Here is a 12,124-nt window from a genome sequence, read left to right as displayed (position 1 = left end):
AAACACGGCGAAGCCGCAGGCGAGCCGATGTTGACTTATCGTAGGAAAGCAGCTTACCCTGATTACCTCGTGAGAAGCATCTTTGAGTAAGCTTCGTGCAGCTTTGCGACGAGGTGAGATTAACATCCTCGAATACGCTACGCCGCAGGAGCACATTAGGCGCGAAGTCTGCTAGTCGATAGGCGCTGGAGCTAGACAGTTATTCAGTGCTTTTCTAATTAGAAAAAAGACCACTGAGACGTTTCAGTGGTCTACGCTGACAATACTTTTCTTCCTTTACGACGGCGAGCTGCCAAAACTCTACGGCCGGTTTTTGAGCTCATTCTTGCACGGAAGCCATGAACTTTGCTTCTTTTTCTTCTATTTGGTTGGAATGTTCTTTTCATTTATGACACCTCCTCGAGGATTTGAACAATCACAGGTTAGACAGTCTTTCTAATTATAAAGATGCGATTCATTGATTGTCAACCTCTCATTTTTATTTTTTGGCCGATCCTCTTGCTGAACCCGATTCATTTTTCCCTGTGGATTATTTGTGAAGTCATTTTTTTATATTCACAGCAATTATCGACAAGTTTTTCACATATTCTGCAGCTGTTGATAATTTATTTTATGGCAATATTTAATAATGTGGATAATGCCCTCCGTTCATTGCAGTCCTATGTTTTATTTGGTATGATAAAATTGTTTTTATTGTGGAAAGCATTTCTTATTCATTGGTTTATCCACATATTGTGAATAACATGTGGATTGTTTATTCACCCGCTATGGATACTATTGTCCACATTTAGTGGATATTGTCGAAAAGGACCCTTTCTACTATATATATACTTTTCCACATTTACCAGACCCTCAAAAGGAAATCCAATGTCCCGTATGAATGTGAAGCAAAGGAGGTAAAGTATTGGAAAACCTGTCTGATCTTTGGGAGAAAGTGCTTGAAAAAATAGAAAAGAAGATTAGTAAGCCCAGTTTTGATACATGGTTGAAATCTACTGAAGCATATGAGCTTCAAGGCGATATAATGACAATCGCTGTTCCCAACGAGTTTGCCAGAGACTGGCTTGAAGGCCGCTATACAGATTTGATCTCCAAAATTTTATATGAACTGGTCGGAGAAAACTTAAATATAAAATTCATTATTCCTCCTGATGCGGAAGAAGAGTTGAAAAAGGAACCAGCACCCAGCACTAGCGCCATCCAGAAAATAAAAAGGGAAGAAACATATCAGAACATGCTCAACCCAAAATATACATTTGACACATTTGTCATCGGTGCAGGCAATCGCTTTGCCCATGCTGCATCGCTTGCGGTCGCCGAAGCGCCCGCAAACGCTTATAATCCGCTTTTCATATACGGAGGCGTCGGTCTGGGAAAAACCCATCTGCTTCATGCGATCGGGCATTATGTACTCGAACACAATCCGTCGGCAAAAGTGGTTTATTTATCTTCCGAAAAATTTACAAACGAGTTTATTAACTCGATCCGCGATAATAAAGCAGTTGATTTCAGAGATAAATATCGAAATGTGGATGTGCTTTTAATAGACGATATTCAATTTATAGCCGGAAAAGAACAAACACAGGAAGAATTTTTCCATACATTCAACACTCTTCATGAAGAAAGCAAGCAAATCATCATTTCAAGCGACAGGCCTCCAAAAGAGATACCGACATTGGAGGACAGGCTGAGATCACGGTTTGAATGGGGATTGATTACAGATATCACCCCGCCTGATTTGGAGACCAGAATCGCCATCCTACGAAAAAAGGCAAAAGCGGACGGCCTGGACATCCCGAATGAAGCCATGCTGTACATAGCAAATCAGATCGATACGAATATCAGGGAGCTCGAAGGGGCACTGATCCGGGTTGTCGCCTATTCATCGCTCATCAATAAAGATATTAACGCTGATCTGGCAGCCGAAGCATTGAAAGATATCATTCCCAGTTCCAAGCCGAAGGCCATTACCGTTTTGGATATTCAAAAAACAGTCGGTGCCGAATTTAATGTCAGGCTGGAGGACTTCAAAGCAAAAAAAAGGACGAAATCAATCGCTTTTCCAAGGCAGATAGCCATGTTCCTTTCCAGGGAACTGACAGACCTCTCCCTGCCGAAGATCGGGGAAGAATTTGGAGGGCGGGACCATACAACAGTCATTCACGCCTATGAAAAAATATCAAAAATGATGGAATCCGATACAGAATTCCAAAACATCGTGAACGGCATCCGCGATTCATTAAAAAATCCGTGATGGGGACGGTGTGTATAAGTGTGTCTCTTTGCTTCACATGTTGCCCACATGTGAATAACCCGAAATTTTGACTCATTCACATGCTTATCAACATATCCACAGCCCCTACTACTATTACTACGATTTTTTTTAAAAAAAGATAAATAAATTAAGGCTGAAATGAGGGAAGGAATCATGCAATTTACCATTCAGCGAAATCGGCTGACTAATAGTGTTCAACATGTCATGAGGGCTGTTTCTTCAAGAACGACAATACCCATTTTGACTGGAATAAAAATTGTTGCCGACAATAACGGAATCACATTTACAGGAAGTGACTCCGATATATCAATCGAATCGTTCATACCTGTTGAAGAAGACGGCGATCAACTAATCGAAATGAAACAAACGGGAAGCATCGTCCTTAATGCAAGATTTTTCGGGGATATTGTGAGGAAACTCCCAATGGATACAGTGGAAATAGTTGCGGAGGATTCCCAGCATATACTGATTAAATCAGGAAAAGCGGAATTCAATTTGAACGGGTTCGACCCTTCGGAATATCCGCTTCTTCCTCAAATATCGGAAGAGGATGTATTTTCCATGCCTGGTGACCTTTTGAAAACGATGATCAGGCAGACCGTTTTTGCGGTGTCCACCTCAGAAATACGCCCCATCTTGACAGGTGTCAACTGGCAAATAGAAAATGGGAATCTCACTTGCGTAGCAACGGACAGTCATAGGCTTTCAAGAAAGTCTTCGCCAATAGATGTTCCTGGGGATGTCAGCTATCAAACGGTCATTCCGGGAAAAAGCCTTATAGAGCTAAGTAAAATATTGGATGACAGCGACCGTCCCGTGAATATTGTTATTACTGAAAACCAAATACTTTTTAAAACGAAGAACATCCATTTCTTCACAAGGAGGCTGGAAGGAAATTACCCTGATACTTCCCGCCTGATTCCGACCGATTACAAAACGAATATCACCCTTGATGGAAAATTGTTCAACGATGCGATTGACCGTGCCTCTTTGTTAGCAAGGGAAGAAAGAAACAATGTTGTTAAACTCACTTCCCAAGGGAGAAATGTTTTGGAGATTTCATCCAACACCCCTGAAATCGGCCACGTTTCAGAGGAGATTCCAATTGAATCCCTTGAAGGCGAAGAACTGATGATTTCGTTCAGTGCAAAATACATGATGGAAGCCCTAAGGGCGGTGGATGGAACAGAGATTACGATCAGTTTTACAGGTGCGATGAGGCCGTTTATCATCCGTTCGGAAGAAGATCCGTCAGTACTGCAGCTGATTCTGCCTGTAAGAACTGCCTGATATAACCTGCCGCTTTCGGCAGGTTTTTTCCTATTGTGAATCCTTCTAAACTTTGTCATACAGGCAAATCTTTAGTAAAATAAAGATAGCAGATTACTTTATATGAAAAGAGTGAGAACGTGGAAACGAAAATCAAAATTGAAACGGATACCATTACGTTGGGACAGTTTCTGAAGCTTGCTGATCTGATTCAATCCGGAGGGATGGCCAAGTGGTTTTTAAGCGAGCATACAGTCCTCGTGAATGGAGAGCAGGAGCAGAGAAGAGGAAGGAAGCTTGCAGAGGGCGATCTGCTTGAAATCACAGGAGTTGGAAGTTTCCTTGTTGTCCGCTAGAGGTTGTTGACCCGATGTATATTGTAGAACTGGAACTGGAAAATTACCGGAATTATGAACACCTCTCACTGTCTTTTGAAAATAAAGTAAATGTCTTTGTCGGAGAAAATGCCCAGGGCAAAACAAATGTCATGGAAGCGATCTACGTGCTGGGAATGGCGAAATCCCACAGAACGTCCAATGATAAAGAATTGATACGCTGGGATGAGGATTATGCTAAAATAGATGGTAGGGTCCAAAAGACAAACGGATCTGTCCCTTTGCAGTTAATTATTTCCAAAAAAGGGAAAAAGGCAAAATTTAATCATATAGAACAGCGAAAATTAAGCCATTATGTTGGAAATATGAATGTCGTCATGTTTGCGCCTGAAGATCTCCGTCTTGTCAAAGGGAGTCCCCAAACAAGGCGTCGTTTTATTGATATGGAGATCGGCCAGGTATCTCCGGTTTATCTCTATGATATCGGACAGTTTCAAAAAATCCTGCAGCAGCGGAATCATTATTTGAAACAGCTGCAGACAAAACGGCAGACAGACCGGACGTTTTTGGATATTTTGGATGAGCAATTTATCAGTGCAGCCATCAAAATCATTCAAAAAAGATTTGAATTCATCCATCTGCTGCAAGGATGGGCCAAACCAATTCATGCTGGCATTTCCCGAAGTCTGGAAACGCTGGGCATTCAATATAAACCCTCTCTGGACGTATCAGAAACTTTCGATTCGTCCAAAATGATTACCGTATTTGAAGAAAAACTTTCGTCAATCAGGGAAAGGGAAATTGAACGGGGAATCAGCCTTATCGGCCCTCATCGGGACGACGTGAATTTTTTTGTGAACGGGCGCGATGTTCACACATTTGGTTCACAGGGCCAACAGCGGACAACCGCCCTTTCCGTGAAGCTGGCCGAAATAGAATTGATTCATTCGGAAATTGGAGAATATCCGATTCTTCTATTGGATGATGTACTTTCAGAACTGGACGACTACCGCCAATCACATTTGCTTAACACGATCCAGGGGAAAGTCCAGACGTTTGTCACAACAACGACGACAAGCGGAATTGACCATCAGACAATCAAAGAAGCGGACAGTTTTTTTGTGCAAAACGGAACTATTACAAAAATGCAGTGAGGTGAACACCAGTGTATGTCCATGTGGGAGATGATGTGATGATTCGCTCCAGTGAAATCATTGCTATTTTAGATAAGCAGACGATCCTGGATTCTGAAGGAATGCAGGAGATGCTCCAAAGAAGAAAGTCCGAATCGGTGAATATTTCAAACGGCATCTTTAAATCTCTAGTCATTACTCCCACCCGTATGTATCTCTCACCCATTGCGATTGCCACTTTAAAGAAAAAAGCGCTGAACGGCGTACCGATAAACGGTTAAGGTTCATGATGAAATAGATGGAAAGTGCAGGTGAATCCTCAATGTCAATGGAACATAGAGCATTGCAGGAACAAACGTATGATGAACATCAAATCCAGGTGCTGGAAGGACTCGAAGCAGTCCGCAAGCGTCCTGGAATGTATATCGGCTCCACGAGTGCCAAAGGGCTTCACCATCTCGTGTGGGAAATTGTCGATAACAGTATCGATGAAGCCATGGCGGGCTATTGTGATGAAATAGTGCTTACCATCGAAGCTGATAACAGTATCACAGTCGAGGACAATGGACGCGGAATCCCTGTCGGCATCCAGGAAAAAATGGGCCGCCCCGCTGTGGAAGTCATCCTGACGGTACTTCATGCGGGCGGTAAGTTTGGCGGCGGCGGTTATAAAGTATCCGGCGGCCTACATGGTGTTGGTGCCTCCGTCGTTAACGCGCTGTCCAGCGAACTGGAAGTATATGTCCATTTGAATGGAAAAATCCATTACCAAAAATATGAACGCGGGGTCCCTCTTTTTGATTTGAAAGTCATCGGGGACACTGATCGAACAGGAACAACGATTCATTTCAAGCCTGATCCTGAAATATTTACGGAAACAGTGGTATATGATTTTGAAGTTCTTTCTTCCCGTACCCGGGAGCTGGCTTTTTTAAACAAAGGGCTGAAATTGGTCATTGAAGATAAGCGCGGGGAAGAGCCGGTCAGGAAGGAGTACCATTACGAAGGCGGACTCATTTCTTATGTTGAACATTTGAACAGGTCCAAAGAAGTGCTTCATGAAGAGCCCATCTACATTGAGGGAGAGCGTGAAGACATATCGATTGAAATCGCGATGCAATATAACGATGGATATGCGAGCAATATTTACTCTTTTGCGAACAATATCCATACGTATGAGGGCGGAACGCATGAATCCGGGTTTAAGGCTGCGTTGACAAGAGTCATCAACGACTATGCGCGTAAAAATCAAATTTTTAAAGAAAATGACAGCAATCTCTCCGGGGAAGATGTCCGGGAAGGATTGACAGCCATCATTTCCATCAAACATCCGGACCCCCAGTTTGAAGGACAGACGAAAACGAAACTCGGGAACTCTGAAGCACGCACCATAACCGATGCGTTGTTCTCTGAACACTTTGAGAAATTCTTACTGGAAAACCCGTCATTGGCCAGGAAAATTGTTGAAAAAGGCTCCATGGCGGCCAGAGCGCGCTTAGCGGCCAGGAAAGCGCGGGAATTGACGCGCCGTAAAAACGCCTTGGAAGTTTCCCATCTTCCCGGCAAATTGGCAGACTGTTCCTCTAGGGATGCATCGATCAGCGAATTATATATCGTTGAGGGGGATTCCGCCGGCGGTTCAGCCAAGCAGGGACGCGATCGGCATTTCCAGGCGATCTTGCCATTGAAGGGTAAAATCATCAACGTTGAAAAGGCAAGGTTAGACCGGATTTTCTCCAATGCCGAGGTTCGGGCAATCATTACGGCACTTGGCACCGGGATCGGTGAAGAGTTTGACATCTCTAAAGCGAGATATCATAAAGTCATCATTATGACGGATGCAGACGTGGACGGTGCCCATATCCGGACTTTGCTGCTGACGCTGTTCTACCGCTACATGCGGCCGCTTGTTGAAGCGGGTTTTATCTACATTGCACAGCCGCCTCTGTTTAAAATCAGCCAAGGCAAAAAAGATATCTACACCTATTCCGAAGCTGAATTGGAGGCCGCCCTGGCGGAACTGCCGAAACAGCCGGCACCGGGTGTGCAGCGTTATAAGGGCTTGGGAGAGATGAATCCGGAGCAGTTATGGGAAACAACAATGAACCCCGAATCAAGGACACTTTTACAAGTGGGCCTTGAGGACGCCATTGACGCGGATGAAACGTTTGACATGCTGATGGGTGAAAAAGTGGAGCCGCGGCGCCTGTTCATCGAAGAAAATGCCTTGAATGTCAAAAATCTGGATATATAACCGGTCGGTTGAAAGCAAGTGATGCAGTAATAAAATTTGCTGCTTCACTCGCTTTTTTTAAAGAAGGAAGGTTGTGAGTTTATGACAGATATGCCTGATAACGTTAAAGAAATAAATTTAAGCCAGGAGATGCGTTCGTCGTTCTTAGACTATGCGATGAGTGTTATTGTTTCTCGTGCCCTTCCCGATGTCCGGGACGGCCTGAAGCCGGTTCACCGCCGAATTATATATGCCATGAATGACCTTGGAATGACGAGTGACAAAGCGTATAAGAAATCGGCAAGGATTGTCGGTGAGGTAATCGGGAAGTATCATCCGCACGGAGACTCTCCTGTATATGAAACAATGGTGCGGATGGCCCAGGATTTCAGCTACCGGTATTTGCTTGTGGACGGTCACGGGAATTTCGGTTCGATTGACGGTGACTCGGCAGCCGCCATGCGGTATACGGAAGCGAGAATGTCAAAGATTTCAATGGAACTTGTTAGAGACTTGAATAAGGACACGATTGATTATAAACCCAATTACGATGGTTCGGAAAAAGAACCGATAGTTTTGCCTTCTCGTTTTCCGAATCTGCTTGTCAACGGTTCATCGGGAATCGCTGTCGGAATGGCAACAAACATTCCTCCCCATCAGCTTGGCGAAGTGATTGATGCCATCATTTCATTGAGCAGGGATCCTGATATTACCATCCAGGAATTGATGGAGCATGTTCAAGGGCCTGATTTTCCGACCGCCGGCTTGATTGTCGGCAGAAGCGGGATCAGACGGGCCTATGAAACCGGCCGCGGATCCATCATGATGCGTGGCAAAGCCGAAATTGAAACAAAAGCGAACGGCAGGGAGACAATCATTGTCAATGAGCTTCCTTACCAGGTCAATAAGGCAAGGCTCATCGAGCGGATCGCCGAGCTTGTCCGTGAGAAAAAAATCGACGGAATTACAGAACTTCGGGATGAGTCGGACCGTACCGGGATGCGGATTGTCATGGAAGTCCGAAGAGATGCAAATGCCAATGTCATTTTAAACAACCTGTATAAAATGACAGCCCTGCAAACAAGCTTCGGCATTAACATGCTTGCATTGGTAGATGGCCAGCCGAAGGTTTTAAATCTTAAACAATGCCTTTACTATTATTTGGAGCATCAAAAGGTCATTATCAGAAGGAGAACCGAATTTGAACTGCGCAGGGCGGAAGCGCGTGCCCATATTCTTGAAGGCCTCCGGATCGCTTTGGATCATATTGATGAGATCATCAGCCTGATCAGGGGATCAAAGACTACAGATATCGCGCGGGCGGGCTTGATGGAGCAATTCAGCCTGAGCGAAAAGCAGGCGCAAGCCATCCTTGATATGAGGCTCCAGCGCTTAACCGGACTGGAAAGAGAAAAGATAGAAGAAGAATATCAAAACCTTATGAAGCTGATTGCTGAACTAAAGGCGATCTTGGCTGACGAGGAAAAAATTCTTGAAATCATCAGGGAAGAGCTGCTTGAAATCAAAGAGCGCTTTGATGATGGCCGCCGAACTGAAATTGTCGCCGGCGGACTCGGCGAATTGGAAGACGAGGATCTCATTCCAAGAGAGAATATCGTTGTGACGCTCACCCATAATGGTTATATTAAACGGCTTCCGATTTCAACATATAGGAGCCAGCGGCGCGGCGGCCGCGGCGTGCAGGGAATGGGCACGAATGAAGATGATTTTGTCGAGCATCTGATTACAACATCGACCCACGATACGATTTTGTTTTTTACAAACAAAGGGAAGGTGTATCGGGCGAAAGGGTATGAAATTCCTGAATTCAGCAGAACAGCTAAAGGGCTGCCGATCATTAACCTGCTTGGCATCGAAAAAGGCGAATGGATCAACACGATCATCTGTGTCGAAGAGTTCCTTGAAGATTGGTATTTGTTCTTTGCAACAAAGCATGGCATTGTGAAGCGGACGCCGGTATCCGCCTTTGCCAATATTAGAACAAACGGGTTAATCGCCCTTAATCTCAGGGAACATGACGAATTGATCTCTGTTAAATTGACGGACAACAGCAAAAATATCGTCATAGGAACAAAAGACGGCCTTCTTATCCGTTTCCACGAAACTGACGTGCGGTCAATGGGAAGAACGGCAACGGGCGTGCGGGGCATCAACTTGTCCAACGATGATGAAGTCATTGGAATGGAGATCCTTGAAGAAGATCATGCTGTCCTTGTCGTAACTAAAAATGGCTACGGAAAGCGGACGCCTGCAGCGGATTATCGGATTCAATCGCGCGGCGGAAAAGGAATCATTACGTGCAATATTACGGAAAAGACCGGAACAGTCGTTGCCCTTGAAACGGTAAAAGGCGATGAGGACCTCATGCTTATCACAGCAGGCGGTGTCCTGATCAGAATGTCTGTTGAAGATATTTCGATACTCGGGAGAAATACTCAGGGGGTCATATTGATCAGGCTGGATGATGAGGAATCCGTCGCTACCGTGGCGAAAGTGGAAAAAACGGAAGGGCTCGAAGAAATTTCAACTACCCCAAGTGACGAAGAAATCACAGGCGAAGAGTTATATGAATCTTAAATTTGGAGCGTCGGGAATACCGGCGCTTTTTGTTTTTTTCGATTGCGAAAAAAGTTTCAAAAAATCATTGCCAGAGCAAGTAAAAGGTGATATATTATTAATCGCTGTCCAAACAGGGTGTAACCGAAAAAAGTTTTTCAAAAAAACAGTTGACACCTAAAAGATAGTTTGATATGATATAAAAGTCGCCCAAGAGAGCGACTGAAAGCAAAAGCAAGTTTGATCTTTGAAAACTGAACGAAACGAAACGTCAATAATTTATTTTTTTAAGTCAGCTTTTATGAGCTAAACAAACTCAGGGGAGCAAAGGCTAAGTTCGCCACGTCCTGTGGCAACGCCTTTATTAGTACATCCTGTACTTCATGAGAGTTTGATCCTGGCTCAGGACGAACGCTGGCGGCGTGCCTAATACATGCAAGTCGAGCGGATGAAGNGGAGCTTGCTCCTTGGATTCAGCGGCGGACGGGTGAGTAACACGTGGGCAACCTGCCTGTAAGACTGGGATAACTCCGGGAAACCGGGGCTAATACCGGATAACTTCTTTNCCCGCATGGGGAGAGGTTGAAAGACGGTTATNCTGTCACTTACAGATGGGCCCGCGGCGCATTAGCTAGTTGGTGGGGTAACGGCCTACCAAGGCGACGATGCGTAGCCGACCTGAGAGGGTGATCGGCCACACTGGGACTGAGACACGGCCCAGACTCCTACGGGAGGCAGCAGTAGGGAATCTTCCGCAATGGACGAAAGTCTGACGGAGCAACGCCGCGTGAGTGACGAAGGCCTTCGGGTCGTAAAACTCTGTTATCAGGGAAGAACAAGCGTCGGTTAACTGCCGGTGCCTTGACGGTACCTGACCAGAAAGCCACGGCTAACTACGTGCCAGCAGCCGCGGTAATACGTAGGTGGCAAGCGTTGTCCGGAATTATTGGGCGTAAAGCGCGCGCAGGCGGCTTCTTAAGTCTGATGTGAAAGCCCACGGCTCAACCGTGGAGGGTCATTGGAAACTGGGAGGCTTGAGTGCAGAAGAGAAGAGCGGAATTCCACGTGTAGCGGTGAAATGCGTAGAGATGTGGAGGAACACCAGTGGCGAAGGCGGCTCTTTGGTCTGTAACTGACGCTGAGGCGCGAAAGCGTGGGGAGCGAACAGGATTAGATACCCTGGTAGTCCACGCCGTAAACGATGAGTGCTAAGTGTTAGGGGGTTTCCGCCCCTTAGTGCTGCAGCAAACGCATTAAGCACTCCGCCTGGGGAGTACGGCCGCAAGGCTGAAACTCAAAGGAATTGACGGGGGCCCGCACAAGCGGTGGAGCATGTGGTTTAATTCGAAGCAACGCGAAGAACCTTACCAGGTCTTGACATCCCGCTGACCGGTGCAGAGATGTGCCTTTCCCTTCGGGGACAGCGGTGACAGGTGGTGCATGGTTGTCGTCAGCTCGTGTCGTGAGATGTTGGGTTAAGTCCCGCAACGAGCGCAACCCTTGATCTTAGTTGCCAGCATTGAGTTGGGCACTCTAAGGTGACTGCCGGTGACAAACCGGAGGAAGGTGGGGATGACGTCAAATCATCATGCCCCTTATGACCTGGGCTACACACGTGCTACAATGGATGGTACAGAGGGCAGCGAGACCGCGAGGTGGAGCGAATCCCTTAAAACCATTCTCAGTTCGGATTGCAGGCTGCAACTCGCCTGCATGAAGCCGGAATCGCTAGTAATCGCGGATCAGCATGCCGCGGTGAATACGTTCCCGGGCCTTGTACACACCGCCCGTCACACCACGAGAGTTTGTAACACCCGAAGTCGGTGAGGTAACCGTAAGGAGCCAGCCGCCGAAGGTGGGACAGATGATTGGGGTGAAGTCGTAACAAGGTAGCCGTATCGGAAGGTGCGGCTGGATCACCTCCTTTCTAAGGATAATTGAAATGTGGAGGCGACTGTTCATCGACGTACAAACTGGAGCGCTTCTGACGAGATAAAGGAAACACGATGAGCCGATAGGCGAATCGATGTTGACTTATCGTAGGAAGAAGAGCGAAGTTTGCTAGTCGATAGGAGCCGCAACTGGACATTTCTAAAATCGAATGACGTTTTCGTTTCGCTCAGTTTTGAGAGGTCAAACTCTTTTATATAAATCCAAGTGGGCCTGTAGCTCAGCTGGTTAGAGCGCACGCCTGATAAGCGTGAGGTCGGTGGTTCGAGTCCACTCAGGCCCACCATCCCACATTTGGTATTTTAAAATGGGGTTTTTCTACTTTATGGGGCCTTAGCTCAGCTGGGAGAGC

At 45.9% G+C, this 12,124-nt stretch carries 8 protein-coding genes, 1 tRNA gene and 1 rRNA gene; 9 read left to right on the top strand and 1 reads right to left on the bottom strand.

Annotated features, from left to right (window positions below; all coding sequences use genetic code 11):
* Positions 1–251: 251 nt before the first annotated feature.
* Positions 252–386, bottom strand: a complete 135-nt coding sequence (gene rpmH / locus D4N35_RS11020) for a 50S ribosomal protein L34 (protein WP_120073498.1) — start codon at positions 384–386, stop codon at positions 252–254.
* Between the two features lie 518 nt (positions 387–904).
* Between rpmH and dnaA the strand changes: the two genes are divergently transcribed.
* From dnaA to D4N35_RS10975, 9 genes are all read left to right on the top strand, one after another.
* Positions 905–2,254 carry a chromosomal replication initiator protein DnaA gene (dnaA, locus tag D4N35_RS11015; protein WP_120073494.1) on the top strand — a complete coding sequence of 450 codons (1,350 nt, stop codon included), beginning with the start codon at positions 905–907 and terminating at the stop codon, positions 2,252–2,254.
* Between the two features lie 174 nt (positions 2,255–2,428).
* Positions 2,429–3,565 carry a DNA polymerase III subunit beta gene (gene dnaN, locus D4N35_RS11010; RefSeq protein ID WP_120073491.1) on the top strand — a complete coding sequence of 379 codons (1,137 nt, stop codon included), beginning with the start codon at positions 2,429–2,431 and terminating at the stop codon, positions 3,563–3,565.
* 119 nt (positions 3,566–3,684) lie between these two features.
* Positions 3,685–3,900 (top strand): ribosome maturation protein RlbA, encoded by a 216-nt coding sequence (gene rlbA / locus D4N35_RS11005; protein ID WP_120073489.1) that lies wholly within the window; start codon positions 3,685–3,687, stop codon positions 3,898–3,900.
* A gap of 14 nt (positions 3,901–3,914) precedes the next feature.
* A complete protein-coding gene (gene recF / locus D4N35_RS11000; protein WP_120073486.1) occupies positions 3,915–5,033 on the top strand; it encodes a DNA replication/repair protein RecF in 1,119 nt (372 codons plus the stop codon).
* Positions 5,034–5,044: 11 nt separating this feature from the next.
* The gene (gene remB, locus D4N35_RS10995) at positions 5,045–5,293 is read left to right on the top strand and encodes an extracellular matrix regulator RemB (RefSeq protein WP_120073484.1); all 249 of its coding nucleotides are present in this window, start codon (positions 5,045–5,047) and stop codon (positions 5,291–5,293) included.
* 47 nt (positions 5,294–5,340) lie between these two features.
* A complete protein-coding gene (gyrB, locus tag D4N35_RS10990) occupies positions 5,341–7,266 on the top strand; it encodes a DNA topoisomerase (ATP-hydrolyzing) subunit B (RefSeq protein ID WP_120073598.1) in 1,926 nt (641 codons plus the stop codon).
* Positions 7,267–7,347: 81 nt separating this feature from the next.
* The gene (gyrA, locus tag D4N35_RS10985) at positions 7,348–9,843 is read left to right on the top strand and encodes a DNA gyrase subunit A (RefSeq protein WP_120073482.1); all 2,496 of its coding nucleotides are present in this window, start codon (positions 7,348–7,350) and stop codon (positions 9,841–9,843) included.
* Between the two features lie 358 nt (positions 9,844–10,201).
* Positions 10,202–11,749, top strand: a 16S ribosomal RNA gene (locus D4N35_RS10980).
* 232 nt (positions 11,750–11,981) lie between these two features.
* Positions 11,982–12,058 (top strand) — tRNA-Ile (locus tag D4N35_RS10975).
* The last annotated feature ends 66 nt before the right edge of the window (positions 12,059–12,124 follow it).

The organism is Siminovitchia fortis (genome assembly GCF_003605365.2).
GTDB lineage: Bacteria > Bacillota > Bacilli > Bacillales > Bacillaceae_C > Siminovitchia > Siminovitchia fortis.
The sequence above is the reverse complement of the archived record's forward strand: the minus strand, read 5'-3'. Positions and strand labels throughout refer to the sequence as shown.

Excerpts from the sequence above, each read along its gene's own strand:
- rpmH (WP_120073498.1), bottom strand. The coding sequence starts at position 386 with ATGAAAAGAACATTCCAACCAAATAGAAGAAAAAGAAGCAAAGTTCAT.
- dnaN (WP_120073491.1), top strand. The coding sequence starts at position 2,429 with ATGCAATTTACCATTCAGCGAAATCGGCTGACTAATAGTGTTCAACAT.
- recF (WP_120073486.1), top strand. The coding sequence starts at position 3,915 with ATGTATATTGTAGAACTGGAACTGGAAAATTACCGGAATTATGAACAC.
- gyrB (WP_120073598.1), top strand. The coding sequence starts at position 5,341 with ATGGAACATAGAGCATTGCAGGAACAAACGTATGATGAACATCAAATC.
- gyrA (WP_120073482.1), top strand. The coding sequence starts at position 7,348 with ATGACAGATATGCCTGATAACGTTAAAGAAATAAATTTAAGCCAGGAG.